The sequence below is a fragment of the Actinoplanes sp. NPDC051537 genome, assembly GCF_055586105.1.
The window spans coordinates 392,455-410,290 of the sequence record NZ_JBVJIU010000006.1 but is presented as its reverse complement, the minus strand read 5'-3'; the positions used below and the strand labels follow the sequence as shown (position 1 = coordinate 410,290).

10 protein-coding genes and 3 tRNA genes are annotated in these 17,836 nt (G+C 70.5%); 5 read left to right on the top strand and 8 right to left on the bottom strand.

Going from position 1 to position 17,836, the window contains the following annotated elements:
* Positions 1-30: 30 nt before the first annotated feature.
* Positions 31-690 (top strand): GntR family transcriptional regulator, encoded by a 660-nt coding sequence (locus ACZ6TB_RS17070; RefSeq protein ID WP_465555315.1) that lies wholly within the window; start codon positions 31-33, stop codon positions 688-690.
* A complete protein-coding gene (locus tag ACZ6TB_RS17065; protein ID WP_465555313.1) occupies positions 683-1,597 on the top strand; it encodes a DUF6282 family protein in 915 nt (304 codons plus the stop codon). The genes ACZ6TB_RS17070 and ACZ6TB_RS17065 overlap by 8 nt, the downstream gene beginning before the upstream one ends.
* Before the next feature lie 234 nt (positions 1,598-1,831).
* Here the strand turns inward: ACZ6TB_RS17065 and ACZ6TB_RS17060 are convergent, their stop codons facing one another.
* Positions 1,832-2,467, bottom strand: coding sequence for a response regulator transcription factor (locus tag ACZ6TB_RS17060; protein ID WP_465555311.1), 636 nt, complete (start codon positions 2,465-2,467; stop codon positions 1,832-1,834).
* Positions 2,419-3,705 carry a sensor histidine kinase gene (locus tag ACZ6TB_RS17055; RefSeq protein WP_465555309.1) on the bottom strand — a complete coding sequence of 429 codons (1,287 nt, stop codon included), beginning with the start codon at positions 3,703-3,705 and terminating at the stop codon, positions 2,419-2,421. Before ACZ6TB_RS17055 ends, ACZ6TB_RS17060 begins: the two co-directional genes overlap by 49 nt.
* A gap of 109 nt (positions 3,706-3,814) precedes the next feature.
* Between ACZ6TB_RS17055 and ACZ6TB_RS17050 the strand changes: the two genes are divergently transcribed.
* Positions 3,815-4,825, top strand: a complete 1,011-nt coding sequence (locus ACZ6TB_RS17050) for a fatty acid desaturase family protein (RefSeq protein WP_465555307.1) — start codon at positions 3,815-3,817, stop codon at positions 4,823-4,825.
* Between the two features lie 495 nt (positions 4,826-5,320).
* On the top strand, positions 5,321-6,106 hold the full coding sequence (locus ACZ6TB_RS17045) for an SDR family NAD(P)-dependent oxidoreductase (RefSeq protein ID WP_465555305.1): 786 nt from the start codon (positions 5,321-5,323) through the stop codon (positions 6,104-6,106).
* A 1-nt stretch (position 6,107) separates the two neighbouring features.
* Here the strand turns inward: ACZ6TB_RS17045 and ACZ6TB_RS17040 are convergent.
* From ACZ6TB_RS17040 to ACZ6TB_RS17015, 6 genes are all read right to left on the bottom strand, one after another.
* Positions 6,108-6,179 (bottom strand) — tRNA-Lys (locus tag ACZ6TB_RS17040).
* A 13-nt stretch (positions 6,180-6,192) separates the two neighbouring features.
* Positions 6,193-6,265: transfer RNA gene (locus ACZ6TB_RS17035), tRNA-Met, on the bottom strand.
* 39 nt (positions 6,266-6,304) lie between these two features.
* Positions 6,305-6,377 (bottom strand) — tRNA-Ala (locus ACZ6TB_RS17030).
* 757 nt (positions 6,378-7,134) lie between these two features.
* The gene (locus ACZ6TB_RS17025; RefSeq protein ID WP_465555303.1) at positions 7,135-7,896 is read right to left on the bottom strand and encodes a DUF6745 domain-containing protein; all 762 of its coding nucleotides are present in this window, start codon (positions 7,894-7,896) and stop codon (positions 7,135-7,137) included.
* A gap of 132 nt (positions 7,897-8,028) precedes the next feature.
* The gene (locus tag ACZ6TB_RS17020) at positions 8,029-8,922 is read right to left on the bottom strand and encodes a pentapeptide repeat-containing protein (RefSeq protein WP_465555301.1); all 894 of its coding nucleotides are present in this window, start codon (positions 8,920-8,922) and stop codon (positions 8,029-8,031) included.
* 55 nt (positions 8,923-8,977) lie between these two features.
* Positions 8,978-17,179: a DNRLRE domain-containing protein gene (locus tag ACZ6TB_RS17015; protein WP_465555299.1), complete on the bottom strand. Its 8,202-nt coding sequence runs from the start codon at positions 17,177-17,179 to the stop codon at positions 8,978-8,980.
* Positions 17,180-17,447: 268 nt separating this feature from the next.
* Between ACZ6TB_RS17015 and ACZ6TB_RS17010 the strand changes: the two genes are divergently transcribed.
* The coding region (locus ACZ6TB_RS17010) for a tachylectin-related carbohydrate-binding protein (RefSeq protein ID WP_465555297.1) at positions 17,448-17,836 on the top strand (389 nt) is incomplete at its 3' end.

The window sequence follows — 17,836 nt, the reverse complement described above, 5'->3', positions numbered from 1 at the left end:
CCCGCTCGCCCACCTGCTAGGAGCGCCCGTTTGACGTCGCCCGCCGCCGACGACGCCTACCTGCGGCTACGCGACCTCATCTACAGCGGCGAGTTGATGCCGAACGAGCGGCTCGTCGAGGCCGACCTCGCGCAGCGGCTCGAGGTGAGCCGGGCCATCGTCCGTACGGCGCTGGTCCGCCTCGGTCAGGACGGTGTGGTGATCCTCACCCCGCACCGCGGCGCCCGCGTCCGCGTGGTCACCGACGCCGAGGCCGTCGAGATCCTCCAGGCCCGCGCCGTGCTCGAGGCGCTCACCGCGAGCGAGGCGGCCAAGCGTGCCACCGCCAAGGAGATCGCGGCGATCCGCCGGATCCTGGCCGGGATGAGCCGCCGGCTCGAGGAGGGCGACCTGCTCGGCTACTCCGAGGGCAACGCGGCCCTGCACGCCGCGATCATCCAGGCCGCCCGGCACGAGACCGCGGCGCGGCTGATCACCGGGCTGCGAGCGCAGCTGGTGCGCTTCCAGTTCCGCACGATCCTGGTGCCCGGGCGGGCTTCGCACTCGTTCGCCGAGCACACGGCGATCGTTGCCGCCATCGCCGCGCGTGATCCGGCGGCGGCCGAGAAGGCCATGCGGGAGCACCTCGGGCACGTCTCGGACGCGCTGTCCCACACCAACCGTCGTTTTATCGGGGAGACTCATGGTTGACCATCCGGTTCCGTCCGCCGCCGCTCGTTCGCTGGTGGCCGGTGGCTACGACACGCACGTGCACATCGCCCCCGACGTGATGGAGCGCCGGATTGACGACCTGTCTCTGGCGCGGCGGTTTTCCTCCGTCGGACTTTCCGGATTTATCCTGAAATCGCATTATGTGACGACCGCCGAGCGCGCGGCGGTCGTCCGGGCCGCGGTGCCCGGGGTCGACGTTCTCGGGGCGATCACGCTGAACGGGTCGATGGGCGGCATGAACCCCGCGGCGGTCGAGATCGCCGGCCGGCTGGGCGCGCGCATCGTCTGGATGCCCACGGTGGACTCCCGCAACCAGCGCTCGACCACCGCCACCGACCTGCCCGGCAGCAAGCCGGCCATGTGGGGCGCGCTCCAGGCCGATCTGCATGCTCAGGGCATCGTGCCCGACGTGGTCGAGGTGGTGTCGGACGACGGTGCCGTCCTCGACCAGGTGCGCAAGGTGCTGCGCGTGATCGCCAAACACGACATGGTGCTGGCCACCGGTCACCTTTCCGGCCCCGAGATCCTCGCGGTCGTCAAAGCGGCACGAGCAGAGGGCGTACGCCGGGTGGTCGTCACCCACCCCGAGTTCACCTCCCAGCGCTTGCCCGTCGAGCAGCAGCGCGAGCTCGCCGCCGAGGGCGCCCTCCTGGAACGCTGCTTCACCACGCCGTTCACCGGCAAGGTCTCGTGGGACGACCTGTTCGCCAACATCCGCGCGGTGGGCGTCGAGCATTCGGTGCTCTCCAGCGACCTGGGCCAGCCGTTCAACCCGCCGGTCGAGGACGGGCTCGCCCTGTTCGCCGACCGCCTGCTGGAGGCCGGCTTCACCCCCGACGAGGTGCGCAAGATGGCAGTGGAGAACTCGCGCTTCATCGCCGCGTGAGCCCCAGTTTCCCGAACGCCGACGCCGGCCCGGCATGATCCGCCGGGTGGGCGCCGTGGCCGTCCCACAGTTGCACGCCGCGCCGCGTCCCCAGCGCGCCCTCGGGCTCGCCTGGCCCCGCCGCGCCGCGCTCGCGTGCCCCCAACCGCGCCCCGCTCGCGTGCCCCCACCGCGCCCCCGCAGCGCCGCGTTCTCGCGCCCGCGCTGGCCGCATCGCTGCGGCCGCGCCGGAAGTCAGCCGTTCAGGTAGGCCAGCACCGCGAGCACCCGCCGGTTGTCGTCATCCGAGGGCGGCAGGCCCAGCTTCATGAAGATGTTGTTGATGTGCTTGCTCACCGCCTTCTCCGTCACGAACAACCTCCCCGCGATCGCCGCGTTCGACCGCCCCGCCGCCATCTCCCTCAGCACTTCCCGCTCGCGCACGGTCAGCACCTCCAGCGGCCCGCCCCGATCGAGCAGCCGGGCCACCACCTCCGGATCCATCACCGTGCCGCCGCCCGCCACCTGATGCAGCGCATCGACGAACTGGGCCACATCGGACACCCGGTCCTTCAGCAGGTAGCCCACCCCACCCCGGCTGTCCCCCAACAGCTCCCGCGCATAGAGCGGCTCGACGTGCTGCGACAGCACCAGCACCGGCAGCCCCGGCACCTCGGTCCGTGCCGCGATCGCCGCTTGCAGCCCCTCATCCGTGAACGTCGGCGGCAACCGCACGTCCACGACCGCCACGTCGGGCTTTCGCTCGATCAGCGTCGGCAGCAGCTCGGGCCCGTTGTCGACCGTCGCGACGACCTCGAAGTCGAACGCCTCCAACAACCGGGTCAATCCGTCCCGGAGGAGAGCGTGGTCCTCGGCGATGACAACACGCACGGCAGCTCCATGGTCACGATGGTCGGCCCGCCCACCGGGCTGGACAGCGCCATCGTCCCATCGAACGCCGCCAGCCGGCGCTCGATCCCCCGTAGCCCCGTGCCACCGGACGGGTCGGCCCCACCGTGCCCGTCGTCGCCCACCTCCATGAAGAGCCGATCATCACCGCGCTTGATGCTCACGTAGGCAAACGTCGCCCCGCTGTGCACCGTCACGTTGGCCAGAGCCTCCGCGATCGCGAAATAAGCCGCCGACTCGACCGGCGTGTCGAGCCGCTCGGACACGTCGGAGTCGACGCTCGTCGGCACCCGCAGGTTGAACGCGAGCGCCCGGACCGCCCCGTCGAGCCCGCGCTCGGCCAGCACCGGCGGATGGATACCCCGTACCAGATGACGCAGTTCCACCAACGCGGTCGAGCTCACCTCCCGGGCCTCGGCCATCAGGAGTCTCGCCTTCTCGGGGTCGCGGTCCACCATCTCCTCGGCCAGCCCGATCGTCATGCCCAGGGAGACCAGCCGCGCCTGCGCGCCGTCGTGCAGGTCGCGCTCGATGCGGCGCAGCTCGGCCGCCTGGGCGTCGACCGCGTCGGCCCGCGTGAGGGTCAGCTGGTCGACCCGGAGCCGCAGCTCGGCGTTGCGGGTCGGCGCCAGGAACAACCGCGCGAACAACGCGTCGACCCGTCGCAGATAGGGCGCCGCGGCCAGGCCGATCGCCAGAATCAGCGCGCCCTGCGGCAGCGCGAGGAACCCATCGCTGACGCTCTCGATCGGCCACGTGACGCCATAGCCGTACCACCCAGTGGCCAGCCAGATCCACAAAGGAAGAAGGACGATGCCCTCGACCCCGTAGAGCGGGATCAGAAGCGAGCCGAACCCGAGCGCCAGCCCCACGATCGCGCCGGGCAGCAGCCAGGCCAGGTCGCGCCAGGTCGCCGGGTCGGTGACGATCCATTTGTAGTGGCGCCAGCCGAACATCCGCGCCTTCTCCGGCCGCGGGCGATAGGGCCGGGCAACCGGGACGCCCCACCAGCCGCCGATGTGCCGCCCGAGGTTGGCGCGCGCCCGAACCAGCTTCGTCACCAACGGCAGCAGGATCAGCCCCACACCCCACACCGGCGTCAACACCAGCGCGAGGAGGAAGAGCACGAACAGCACGATGTTCGCGATCGACAGAGCGACCGCCAGCGTGCCGCCGGCCACCGCCCGCAACCCGTCTCGTATCCAGTCCCGCGTCTCCATGCCCACCATCCTGGCCCGAGGACGCCAAGAACTCAGTAGGGCTAGCACTACTCTCAGATATAGTCCTGGCTCTCCTGACTTGAGGCCCGCGAACCGGTTGCCTTGACGCATGACGACAACGGCAGAGCGGCCGCGTACGGCGGCCGGTAGTGATTTCGCGGAGCTGGGCCGGCGCATCAACGCCGCGGGCCTGCTCCGGCGCCGGCCCGCCTACTACGTCCTGCGCCTCGGGCTGGTGGCCGCGGTGCTGGTCGGCGGCTGGACGGCGTTCTTCCTGATCGGCGCCTCCTGGTGGACTCTCGCCGTCGCCGCGTTCCTGGCCGTGGTCTTCGCCCAGGTGGCACTGGTCGCCCACGATCTGGCCCACCGCCAGGTCTTCCGCACCAACACGCCGAGCCGCCGGGCCGGCATCATCGCGGGCAACCTGGCGATCGGCATGTCCTACGGCTACTGGATGGACAAGCACACCAAACATCACGCCAACCCCAACCACGACGATCTCGACCCCGACGTCGGCCCCGGCGTGCTGGTCTGGAGCCGCGAGGCCGCCCGCGGCAAGGGCTTCCTCACCCGCTACCAGGCCTACTTCTTCTTCCCACTGCTGACCCTGCTGGGCCTCTCCCTGAAACGCGACAGCATCCGGGCGCTGCGCGACGGCACGGTCAAACGCCGCGGCCTCGAGAGCGTCCTACTGGCAACACATCTGATCGCGTACGCCGCGGCGCTCCTCCTGGTGCTGAACCCGCTCCAGGCGCTGGCGTTCGTCGTGGTGCACCAGGCCCTGTTCGGCGTCTACCTCGGGATGACCTTCGCGCCGAACCACAAGGGCATGCCGCACCCCGACGGCACCGAGGACTTCTTGCGCAAGCAGGTGCTGACGTCCCGCAACGTCCGCGGCGGTCTCCTGGTCGACGCCGCGCTGGGTGGTCTCAACTACCAGATCGAGCACCACCTGTTCCCGGCCATGCCGACCCCGAACCTCCGCAAGGCCCAGCCGATCGTCCAGCAGTACTGCGCGGAGATCGGCATCCCGTACGAGATGACGTCGCTGACCGACTCCTACGCCCAGGCCCTGCGTCACCTGCACGACGTCGGCGCCGAGATTCGCGACGAGCGCTAGCAGTCACGCACGGACGCCAGGCGGCGAGCGCAGCGCAGGCCGTGGGGCACAGGCACTGAGTTGCGGGAGCAGCCCCGGCCCTGGGGGCACGAGCGCCGAGCAGCGGGAGCCACAAGCCATGTCGGGAAACTGAAGCGGGCACGGGGTCGGGGCACGGGTGCCGGGCGCCAGGCGCGGGTGGCCGGCGTCGGGTGCCGGGCATCGGACGCCAAGGCGCGGGCGCGGGTGCCAGGCGTGGGGCCGGGTGTCGGGTGCGGGACCGGGCGTCGGGCGCAGGCGCGAGGCCGGGCGTCGGGCGCGGGCGCACGCCGCGCGCCCAGGCAAGGGGCCTGGGTGCGGGGCGCGGGTGCGAATGCGGGGCGGGCGGGTGCGGGGTCCGGGGAGGGATCGCGATCGGCGGCCGGGGCGCGGTGTGGTCGGGAAGAGGACCGCAGGTATGCCGGGCTCGTGGAACGGTGGTCTCGGTACCCGCCTCAGCAAGAAACGGAGTGTCCGATGGACCTGAATCTGACCGGGAAGGTCGCCGTCATCACCGGTGGCAGCGCCGGGATCGGGCTGGCCATTGCCCAAGGGCTTGCGGCCGAGGGAGTGGATCTGGTGCTGTGCGGCCGTGACGAGGAGCGGCTGCGCGCGGTGGCTTCGGAGATCTCGGGGGTGCGGGCGATCGGTGTGGCGGCCGACCTGACGAGTCCGGGTGGCGCGGATCGGGTGGCCGCCGCGGCTCGGGCGGAGTTCGGCGGGGCGGACATTCTGATCAACAACGCCGGCACCGGGAGCGAGGAGAAGATCCTGACGGCGCCGGATGAGCGGTGGCAGCTGTATTGGGAACTGCACGTGATGGCGGCGGTTCGGCTGGCCCGCGCGCTCGCGCCCGGGATGAAAGCCCGGGGCGGTGGCGTGATCCTGCACAACGCCTCGATCTGTGCGACGCAGCCGCTGGGGTATGAGCCGATCTACAACGTGACCAAGGCGGCGCTGGTGATGTTCTCGAAGTGCCTGGCCAACGAGCTGATCGGGGACAACATCCGGGTGAACGCCGTCAACCCGGGCCTGGTGATGACCGGTGACTGGGTCAAGACGGCGAAGCTGCTGACCGAGGGCACCGACCAGACGTGGGAGCAGTACCTCCAGAAGATCGCCGAGGACAACGCGCCGATCGGGCGGTTCGCGACGCCGGCGGAGATTGCCGATCTGTTCGTCTTTCTCTGCTCGCCGCGGGCTTCCTACGCGGTCGGGTCGACGTACTACATCGACGGGGGCTGGCTCAAGGTGACGACCTGAGTGCGCCGCCAGGGGGTCGAACCCTGAACCCTCCGCTTAAGAGGCGGATGCTCTTCCATTGAGCTAGCGGCGCTACAAGGGTGTGATGTCGTCGGGTGGGGTCGAACCATCCGGCCTCCGCCTTATGAGGGCGGCGCTCTGCCGCTGAGCTACGACGACGTGTGGTGGCGAGGAGCAGGACGGGCGCCCTGCTCCTCGTGGACCCGGCCGGGCTCGAACCGGCCGCCTCCCGTTTGCAAGACGGGTGCTCTTCCCGATGAGCTACGAGCCCTCGATCACCGGCGGGACCCGGAAAACACTGTCGGGTCGCCGGCTTGGTGCTGTCTGAAGGGGTTGTCGGGGGGCGAGCGAGATGCCCGAAGGGGGTTGCCGACGATGCGACGGCGGGGGCCGAGAAGCGGGCGGTGAAGCGAGGCGGGGAAGCCGACGCGGGGGCCGGGGGCGACGGCGACGCGGGGCGAGGGTGGCGCGGGGCGAGGATGGCGCGGGGCGAGGATGGCGCGGGGCGAGGATGGCGCGGGGCGAGGATGGCGGCGAGATGTCGGAGCAGGGGTTGCTGGGGCGAGGGGCGGCGGGCGCACGTTGGCCGGGTAGCGCAAGTAGTCCCGTCCAGCTAGCCCGGCGGTCGTTCTACCCGCCGCAGCCGGCCCGTGTGACCGCCGCTCCTCGCCCCCATTTCCGGAAAACTTGGAAACACTATTCAATTAAAGAGCACGGACGGCAGGAATCGAACCCACAACGCACGGACTTGGCAACCGTTGCTCTACCAATTGAGCTACGCCCGCAAGTCGAATTCAGCACGGGTGCAGACAAAGAAAGCCGCCCTTCCCCAGAGTGGGAGGGCGGCCGCCGAAACCGGTGTGGTCTCAGTCGTTTCGCCAGCTCACTCGCGGGGAGTGCCAACTCGGGGCTCGTCGCGTGCGCTTGGACATGCAGGGACGATCGAACATCATCTCGATCCCCTTTCGTACGCTTCCCCTGGTGACGCATTTAAGAGTAGAGCACCAAGGCAACGCCTGACAATGCCTTTATGGAAAAACAGCCCAGCCGTCTCGGTATTCGATGAATGGGGAGCCGGCCGGGCGGACCTCGTCGTGCAGGGCGCTGGGAATGGGGGCGGTGTGAAGCACGGCGGGGCGGTCGGCCAGGTAGCAGACGCGCTCGCCGGGCCACCACCAGCCGGCGGACCGGGTCAGCGTCGTCCACGTCTCGAACTCGGCGGTGCGAGCGGGCGGGACCAGGCCGAGGCGGCGCAGGACGTCGGCGTGGGCGATCCAGGCCGCGTCCTGGTTGCCGTACCAGCAGAGCGGAAGAACCCCGCACGCGGCTCGGATGCGCAGGTACAGGCCGGCCGCCAGCGAACGGAACAAAGCCTCCCGGACGCCCTGCCGCACCAGCTCCTGGAACGGGAGCCCGGCACTCAGGGCGTCGGGCGCGGCGAGCGCGGGCCAGGACCGGTCCTTGGGGCGCTTCATCAGCGGGCGGTCGTGGGCCGGCTCGGCGATGTCGGCGGTCAGGTCCGAGCGCAGGCGCGACAGGCCGGCGGCGATGTCGCTCGCGATCGGCGGCCTGCCCGGTGGCCGGCGATCGTCCACCCAGGAGCGTAGTTCCTCGGGCGTGGCCACCCCGGCCACGTGCGGGAGGGCCGCCGCCGGCGAGGGAAACCAGCGGAACGACGGGCGCGGGCGGCCGTGCCGGGCATAGATGCCGGCCAGGGCGTTCTCGGTGGTGGGCCGGTCGGCGGGGGCGGTGGAGAGGCCCACCCGAAGCCATTCGTCGCGGATCGTCACCGCTTCACGCCACAAAGCGAAACGCGATGGGGCGGAGCGGGTGCGGGCGCTCAAAGCGCGAGGGCGCGCACGCCCTTTCGAGAGGTGATCATCAGATCATGATGCGCGCCGGGGAGGAACGGGGCAAGTCGATTACGGGGCGACGAGCGAGCGCAGCCGGGCCAGCGTGTCCGGGTCGAGCTTTCCGCCCAGCTCGTCGAAGTTCAGATAGAGGTCGTCATCGGGACCGTGGTGCTGCAACCGGTACGAGCTCCAGACCTGGAGGTAGCGCTGGTCGCCGAAGCGGGATCGGATCTCGCCGAGCACCCGCAGAGCGTGCGGCACGATGACGACCGACTCCTGCGGCGGGAACAGCACGTCGCCCAGCCGCTGCCCGATGAAGTCCACCCGGGACAGCCGGCACTCCCGCAGGTCGAGGCCGGAAAGGGACGCGCCGCTGAAGGTGACGTTCTCCAGCGTGCCGGTGATCCGGCTGCCGGTGAAGGCACAGCCGTCGAAGACCACGTCGCTGATCTTCACCTGGGAGAACGCGCAGTCCGCGAACGTCGCGCCCTCGGCGTTGATGCCGTCCAGCGCGGTCGCGGCGAACGAGCAGTTCCGCCACGTCGTGCCCGTCCCCCGGTGCCGGGCGCTGAGCACGGCGCCGGAGAGCGAGGCGCCGCCGAAGTCGCAGTCCTCGATGTGCGAGCGCCAGGCGCGGAGGTCGGTGAGGTCGGCGTCGCGGAACACGCAGTTCTCGAACCGGGCGTCGGTCAGGCGGAGATGCCGCAGCCGGGCCGAGCCGAAGTCCACCCCGCGCAGCTTTCGGAACTCGGGCAGCTTGCCGGTCGGGATGTCGACCGTCACCCCGGCGGCCGACACCGGTTGGAAGCCGGGATCGGCCAGCGCGAATCCCCGCAGGTCGAGCCGGCCGTCCACCGCGGGCAGGCCGAGCCCGTCCAGCGACCTGCCCCAGCGCAGCCGCCGCAGCACCTTGCCGGCGGTCCGGGTGCCGTCCGCGGTCTGCCAGCGCTCGTCAAATCCCATGGAAGCTCCACGATAAAGGGGGTGGGATGCCCCGGAGAGCATCCCACCCCGCGGATCAGTCGGTGTTCAGGTGGATGCCGGCGCCGAACCGGCTGGTGTACTTCCGGACGTGGGCGGCCCACTGTTTCGTCGTGGTCATGTCCCACCAGGTGCGCAGGTGCGGGTTCCAGAAGTCGGGCAGCGGCTCCGGCGGCCAGTTCCGGGCCCAGAACACCCTCGAGCTCAGGTACCGGTCCCGGGACACCCGTTCCTTGGCCACCCGGTCGATCACGTTACCGCGCGTCGCCTCCGGCATTGCCGCCTGCGCGTCGAGCTCGTCGGGCGTCAGCGGCACCCGCCCGGCGTCGACGTCGGCCTTGGTCCGGTTGACGATCGCGGTGAGCCGCTTGGTGATCTTCGAGACGTAGTAGCGGTTCTCGAGCCGGGTGAGAAAACCGATGCGCCCGTACGCGAACCCGGCCGCCGCGCCGATGCCGCCACCGATGACCGCGCCGGTGGCCGCGGCCGTCGCGAGACCGGACCACGAGCACTCGGTGCAGGTCAGCGAGTAGTCGGCGGCCCCGCCGACGGCGCCGGACCCGAGCCCGACGATCGCCTGCGACGCCCATCCGGGCAGGGCCCGGGGCAGTGCGCCCGCGATCCCCTCCCCGACGCCGGCGGTGAGCCCGCCGACCACGAACCCGACCGCCGCCGAGGCCGCGAACGCCCCCGGCGAACAGGCGCCCTGCTCACCCTGCCAGCAACTGATGCCCTGCCCGGCGACCGCGCCGCCGGCGCCGGCGAACGCGCCGCACAGCAGCAGCCCCGCGCCCTCGGTCGCGATGCCGAGGCCCAGGCAGCCGGCGAAGATGCCCACGCCGACGGCGATCGATCCCACCGTCGACAGCCAGTCGTGGCCGTTCATCTCGATGTTGCTGATCGGGTTGCCGCCGGCGAAGCCGTACCGGCCGCCGGCCAGCCCGGCGTCGGCGTCCGCGCCGTTGTACGTGTCCCGGCTCAGGAACTGGTTGATGTTCGGGTTGTAGGTGCGGAACCCCATGTCGAGGTTGCCGGTGCTGACCGCGATCCGGGCCGAGTTGAACCGATAGCTGTTGTACGCGAACGACAGGTTCTCCTTGTCGAGACCGGTCGTGTGCGACGCGTCGTTCGCGCCGTAGGCGGTGTAGCCGTACGTGGCCATCGTCGACCCGGTCGGCGAGGTCAGCGCCTCGACGTCCTGATGCGGGCTGTACGTGTAGTAGCTCGTCTGATCGGTCGGCGGCGGCGCGGCCAGGAAACTGTCGTGCAGCGCCAGCCGCTCGCCGTCCGGGCTGTAGTCGTACTTCTTGGTGCCGCTCCCGCCGGAGTCGTAGGTACGGGTCTCGTCGGCGACGGTCCCGGTGGTTCCGAGGTAGTCGAACGTCTCCGATCCGATCGACGTGTTCCCGAGAGTCGTGGAGGTCGTGACCGCCCGGTTGAGCGAGTCGTACGTCGTCGTGTCCGTCCGCGCGCCCTCGGCCGTGGTGCTCGACTGCGACGTGACGTTGTCGTAGCCGTCGTACGTGTACTTCTGCTCGGCCCCGAGGTTGGTGCCGAGCACGGCCAGGTTGGAGATCGCGATCAGCCGGCCGAGCGTGTCGTACTGGTAGCCACCCTTGGCCGGCGGGTCGGCGATGCCCAGCGAGGACGAGACCCGTCCCCGGTCGTAGTCGAAGAAGACGTCCGCGCCGTCGATCGTCTGTCGGGTGATGTTGCCGGCGCTGTCGTACTCGTACGCCTGATTGCTCTTGCCGTCGGAGTTGGTCACCTTGGTGACCTGGTTGTTCGGGCTGTACTCCCGATCGACATCCCGGTTGAGGAAGGCGCCGTTGTCGTCCGCGCTCTGCAGCGACGTGACGTCCTTGGTGACGTTGCTGTTCGGGTCGTAGGTGAGCAGGTGCGACGAGACCGTCGTCCCGGCCACCGTCTTCTCGGCCATCGAGGCGAGCGACCCGTCGAGGTTGTACGTGTACGCGACCTTGTTCCCGTTGCCCATGGTCTGCGACTCCCGCTGACCGGTCGGCGTGTACGTGAACTGGGTCGCGACGCCGTTGTTGACCACCTTCGTGAGCAGGTTGCGGGTGTCGTACGCGTACGTGTTGCTGTCGGTGTCGTTCTTCTGGGTCAGCAGGTTGCTCGCCGCGTCGTAGGCGTAGGAGAGCGTGTGCTCGACCGCGCCGCCGAGCTTCTCGAGCAGCTGCGTCGGCCGCCCGAGCTGGTCGAACGTGGCCGGGTAGTGGTCGAACCGCGCGTTCGGCGAGGTGTCGCTGACGTCCGTCCGGTTGCCGTCGGCGTCGTAGGTGTACGCCGCCGTGGTCGGCAGCGGCTGCGAGTCGCCGGCGTTGTCCCGCACCACCCGCACCGCGTCGGCGGTGGCCGGCGCCTGCCCGGGTGACAGGACGACGTTCTGGCCGGTGCCCGCCTTCAGCGCCCACTCGCCGTTGTTCTGCGGGTTCACCAGCTGCACCCAGGTGCCGGCGTTCTTCGACTGGTCGACGAAGACCGGTCCGCCGCCGGCGACGGTGTACCGGACGCTGGGCGAAGCGCCGTCCACCGCCGGGTACCAGACGTAGACCTTGTAGTTGCCGTCCTGCGGGATGGTCAGGTTCCAGGAGAAGTCCCCGACGCCGCCGGCGGTCTTCCAGTACGTCGATCCCTGGAAGCCCTGGCCGGCGGGACCGGCCGCCCAGCCCAGGCCGGCCGAGGTGTTGGCGGCGTCGGCGGTGAGGATCTGGGACTGCCAGCCGGCCGGGAGCCCGCTGTCGCGGTACGAGGCGAGCTTCCCGTCGGGGAAGTAGTCCCAGCTCATCTGGCGGGCCGCGGTGCCGTCGCCGGCCGTGACCTTCCGCGAGGTCTGCAGGCCCAGCCCGTTGTAGTCGTAGTCGGTGGTGATGGCGAACGGGTCGGCCGAGTGCTTGATCCAGCCATTGTCGAAGTACCCGTACGTCGTCGTGGTCGCGGTCTGCGGCACGTCCGGCTCGCGGGTGAGCTGGCTGACCTTGGTGACCTGGCCGGCGGCGTCGTACGCGTAGTCGGTCTCGGGCCGGTTGTCCGAGCCGTACCGGGAGTCGTGCGCGGCCGCCGGGTCGAACGCCCCGAGGAGCTTGGTCTGGCGGTTGTTCGCGTCGTACTCGGCCGAGACCGTGTACGCGTTCGCGACGCCGCTCGCCACGCCCTTCGGCGAGATCACGCTGGTGTTGTTGCCGACCTGGTCGTACCGGTACTGGGTGGTGTTGAGGACGCCGGCGTGCGGCACCTGCACCTGGGTGACCTGGCCGTTGGCGTCCATCGAGTAGTACGTGACGGCGCCGTTCTGGTCGGTGCGGGTGAGCACGAGCCCGTCCGCGTCGTACGTGGTGGCGGTGGTGTGCCCGAGGGCGTCGGTGGTGCCGATCGCCCGGTGGTCGAGGTCGTAGGCGACCTTGCTGACGTTCTTCAGCGGGTCGGTGACGCTGACCTTGTTGCCGGCGTTGTCGTAGCCGGTGACGGTCTTGCCGCCGAGCGCGTCGGTGACGGTGACCGGCTGGTCGGCGATGTCGTAGCCGACCGTGGTGGTGTACGAGCCGGCGGCCGCCCCGGCCAGGTTGCCGTTCGGCGTGGTGGTGGTGAGCCGGTTGCCGACCGCGTCGTAGGTGAAGCTGACGGTCCGGGCCGGCGCGGTGGCGCCGTCCCCGGGCAGGGTGGTCGTCCGCGTGCGGTCGGCGGCGTCGAAGACCGCCGTGGTGACGGCGCCGTTGGCCTCGGTCGAGCGGGTGACGTTGTCGTTGGCGTCGTAGGCCGGCGCCGGCGTGGTGACGTAGATCCCGGCCGCCTGGTCCTTCGGCACCTTGGACTCGAGCGGCCGCAGGAAGACGTCGTAGCCCTGGTTGGCGGAGTTGCCGAGCGGGTCGGTCACCGAGACGACCTCACCACGGGGCCCGTACGCCATCCGCGTCGTGTTCCCGGAGGGATCGGTGACCGAGCGCGGCTGTCCGCTGGGCTCGTACACCGTCACCGGGATCGGCAGGTAGTAGCTGTAGTTGGTGGTGTGGTTGTTGGCGTCGGTGGCGCTGATCATGTCGCCGTACGAGTCGTACGCGTACGTCATCGTGTAGCCCGCGCCCGCCGCCGTGCCGTTCGGCGCCTGGGCGGTCAGCACGTTGCCGTAGGCGTCGTACGTGTAGTGCCAGCGCCGGCCGGCCGCGGACACCTGGTCGACGAGGTCGGCGACGTGCCCGGAGAGCGAGAACTGGTACGCGTACCGGGCGGTCCCGGTGCCGGCCGCGTCGGTCATGCTGATCGGGTAGCCGGTGTCCGGGTCGTACGTCCAGGTCGTCCTGGCGCCGTTGTTCTCGGTCAGGGTGGCGACGTTGTTGTCGCCGTCCCAGGTCACCCCGGTCTTCTGGTTGAGCGGGTTGACCTGCTGGATCATCCGGCCGGCGGCGTCGATCTGGAAGGCGTAGGCGTGGCCGTTGGCGTCGGTCACGGTCGTCTGCTGCGCCGCCCCGGCGACGGTGCCCGGCGCCAGGTAGCCGTACTGCATGGTCTTGCCGAGCCGGTCGGTCACCGACTGGGTCATCCACTTCCAGGCCGAGGACGGCGGGTAGTAGGCGATCCGGCTGGTGCTGCCGCGCGGGTCGGCGATCGCGACCAGCTTGACGTTCTTCATGCCCTGGGTGGCGTCGTAGGTGAACTTGAACGTCTTGGCCGCCGGGTCGCCGGCGCCGTCGACGAGCCGGCCGAGCAGGCCCTGCACGGTGTAGTAGAAGTTCACGGTGCGGCCGGAGATGTCGCTGACCGACTTGATGTGGTCGATGATCTGCGGATCGGTCAGCTTGGTCGCCGCCACCAGGTTCCCGCTGTCATCGACGTACGAGTAGTCGTCGCCCTTGGCGTAGTAGGTCACCGTGAGCGTCTGCCGCGACACCGGGTCGGTGATGTAGGTCAGGAACTCGGTCGGCTTGTTCTGCGACTGCCGCGACGAGTACGTGTAGTCGGCCTCGTTGCCGTTGGCGTCGATCTGGGCCGTCGGGTAGCCGTCGCAGTCGTAGTAGAAGACCGTCCGGTCGGGCCGGGTCATCGACCAGGCGCGGGCGTTCTCGGTCTTCGGGCCGCAGTCGGCCAGTTGCTGGAGGAAGAGGTGGACGCCGGGCGGCGCCTTCCACCGGCTCGCGGTGGCGTCCCAGGTCCACTTGTGCGCGTTGCCGGTGCCGTCGACCATCACCACCTCGGTCGGGTGCGGGTTCGGGTGGAACTCCATCGGCTGGCCCACCCGGATCGGCGCCGACGCCTCCATCGACCAGCCGAAGCCGGCGCTGGTGTCGAACGTGGACAGCGAGTTGTAGTTCAGCCGCAGCAGCGTGGTGAAGCCGCGGGACGGGTTGGCGAACAGGTCGTAGTTCCAGACCGTGTTGCCGGACGACAGGTTGGTGTAGATGGTCGAGCCGGCCCCGGCCGGGGTCGTCGTGTACTGGTAGAAGTCCTCGAGGCCGAGCTGGTTGTTGCCGGTGGCGTCGACGCTGACCTGCTGGTCGAGCGACCCGGCGCCGGCCGCGGTGGCCGACAGGTAGGTGGCCGTCGTGGTGTCGAGCATGTCCCAGGCCAGCGACAGGCCCTCGGTCTCGTTGCCGCTGGCCACGGCCGGGGCGGCGACCTGGGCGTCGAGCGTCGCCGTGCCGCCGGGCGCGACGTCGGCGGGCAGCCGCGTGCGCAGCTGGTTGCCGGAGCCGGTGACGTCGGTGCCGTCGGGCAGCTTCCAGTGGTACGTCAGCACCTCGCCGGCCGCGGTCCAGGCCGCGTCCGTGGTGTTGTTGATCGTCACCGGCGTCGTGTACGTGGTGCCGGCGACCATCCGGTCCGGGGTCGACGGCGCGTAGTAGGTGGCGTCGGTCGACCGGTCGAGGTAGCTGACCACCAGTTGCGGCGCGAGCCGCGGCTCGGCGGTGCCGGGACCGGCGAAGACCGTGCGCTCCTGCGGCGAGGTCACCGTCTCCGCCCGCAGCTTCACCAGCAGGCCGTGGTTCGAGCCGGCCGTGCCGAGCCAGCCCGACACGATCGAGGTGGCGTCGAGCGTCTGCCGGTTCGGGTCGTTGGTGAGGCCCGCGACCGTGCCGGCCGCCGTCGCCGCGAAGTCACCGCCGGCGGCGCTCCACGCGGTTCCGGTCGCCGCGCTCGCCCACGTCGCCTGCTTGCCGGCGAACGAGCGGGTCAGCCCGTGCAGCTCGTAGACGGCGCCCGAGCTGGTCGTGGTGGTCTGCTCCGACCACAGCTTGAGGTGCGCGTCGATGATCCGCGAGCCGGCCGGCACCTGCGTCAGCTGACCGAAATCAAAGACCGAGCGAGTAGTCCCGTACGTGCCGGAGTTGTCGCCGACCGAGACCCACGGCTGGGCCACGCCGCCGTCGGTCAGGGTGTTCAGCACGGCGTTGGGCTGGCTGGACGAGAGGGTGGTCGCGGCCGTGGCCGGCAACAGGATCGTGGTGCGCCCCGCCTTCGGCAGCCGCACCAGCTGGGTCGGGCCCGCGATCAGCTTGCCGCCCTTGGTCTTGACCACGGTCATGTAGTAGTAGGCGTTGCCGTACGGGTCGGCGCTGTCGGTCGGCGTCGGCACGGCGGTCGAGTCGGCGAACGCGGTGGCGGCCGGGGCGACCGGCGAGACCAGCGTGTTCGGCCCCGGCGTGAACGTCTGGTAGACGCTGCGGTGCACCTGGTACTCGGCCAGGTCGTTGGCCGTGTCGCCGGTCGTGTTCGCGTAGGCCGGCCAGGACAGCTCGGCGCCGGTGGCGTGGATGACCGTGGGCGCGTTGACGGCGACGCCGGGCACGCCGTAGGTGACCACCAGCTTCGGGTAGGTGACGACCTCCCCGCCGTACGCGTAGATCGAACCCTCGAAGCGCGGGCCGCCCTGGTTGAGGGTGGCCTCGTTGGTCTGCTTGAGCACGAAGCCGTTGTTGGCGCTGCCGTTGACCCAGGACTGGACGGCCGAGGTCACCGGGAAGCCGACCCAGGCGCCGAGCGTGTTCGCCTTCTTGGTCGCGGTGCCGGCCACCGGTCCGCCGATGCCGCTCGCGTTGCTCCACGTGGCGGTGGCCGGGTTCCAGGCCGCGTTGGCCTGCAGCGCCTGCATGGCGACGCTGGTGCTGCCGGTGGTGAACGTCTGGTCGTAGTAGAGCTGGAGGTTCGCCGACGCGATCGTGGTGCCGGCCGGGACCGCCGGCAACGGGAACTTGATCAGAGTGCGGGCCGCGCCGGTGGCGGTCGTGCCCACCGAGAGCCGCCACGAGGTGCTGTAGTTCGTGGTCGCGCCGTCGGCCAGGATCATCGTGTTGGCCGCCGTCGACGGGGTCGGCGCCACGACGATCGTGGGGTCGATGGTGACCGGGTAGGCGCGCTCGGCGCCGGCCAGCCAGGCGGCGTCCGGCTTGACCGTGACCCGCACGGTTCCGGTGGCGGCGTCGAAGGTCATCGCCTGCGTCACCCGGGAGCTGTAGGTCTTGCCGTACGGCGAGCTCGCGTCGTTCCGGCTGTCCGACATGTAGGGCGCCGGGATGGTGAAGGCGGTCGCGCCGGCGTCGGTGCGGAACTCGATGGCGCCGCCCGCGTCCTGCTTCGGCACGAGGCCGCCGCCGACCTTCATCGTGTACGCGTAGACCTGTCCCGCCGCCGGACGCTTCGCCAGGACGATCGACTCCTTCACGCCCTCGGGCCCGACCTGGTAACGCAGATCGGCCCCCGGGTAGGCGCCGGCGTAGGTGACGGTCGAGCCCGTGGTCCGCGGCGCCTCCGTGGTCGCGCCGTCGGCCCCGACCTGCACGAACGTCCCGCCCTGCTCGATCCGCAGCAGGGCGGCCGCGTTCGGCGAGAAGTAGGTGCGGAAGGCGTTGCCCTCGGCCCCGGCCGTGAACCCGTCGTGCGCGACCGGCTTCACCGCCGGGTCGATCTTCTGCCAGGCGCCCTTGCCGTCCCGATAGTGCACCGGCAGGGCGGTTACCTCCTGCTGCACGCTGCCGTCCGACATCGCGTACGACGAGGTGGTCGCCGTGCGCCGGCCGGTCAGCTCCCTGACCCGCTTGGCGTGCGGGTCGGGCTTCAGCACCGGGGTGCCACCCTTGGCGGCCGGCTTCTTGTACGCGGCCGTGGTGTTCTTCGGCGCCTTGGCCGCCTTCCACCCGCCGTTGCCGCGCGGCTGCACGTCACCGCCGTGCGGGCGGGGCGCGGCGGCCGCCCGCTCCGGCTGCGACAGCACGCCGGCGACCAGCACGGGCGTCAATAAAATAGCTATCCATCGATGTTTTCGAGACAGACTCATCCCGTGCATCGCGCGACCTCCGTGTCGACAAGTCCCCCGCGTCCCTTGCGACGCGGCCCGGCCATGGGCCAGGCATCACGACCGTAGAGGCGAGGCATATGCGCGGAGATATCGCGGACATACATTCCGCTGGATACGCCGGGTGCGAGCCGCGGAGCTGTCGCGTACCGGACGGGCGCCGCCGATGGACACGCGAATGCGCCGCTGGAACAGTCGTCACATGGCATTCCTGGACGTCATCGGCGACGACCACAGCATCTACGCGATAACCGGCGACGGTTCCCTGCTGTGGTACCGCGACGAATTGCGGGACGGCACGAACGGGCCCAACGCCGAGCGTGGCTGGGCGCCGGGAAGCGGAAACCAGATCGGCGTCGGCTGGGACGGCTTCACGACCGTGTTCCCCGGCGGGAACGGCGTCATCTACGCCATCCGGGAGACCGGCGAACTGCTCTGGTACCGCGACGACCTGCGGAACGGCACCAACGGGCCGCACGCCGAACGCGGCTGGGCGCCCGGCAGCGGAAACCAGATCGGCGTCGGCTGGAACACCTTCACGACCGTGTTCTCCGGCGGGAACGGCATCATCTACGCCATCCGGGAGACCGG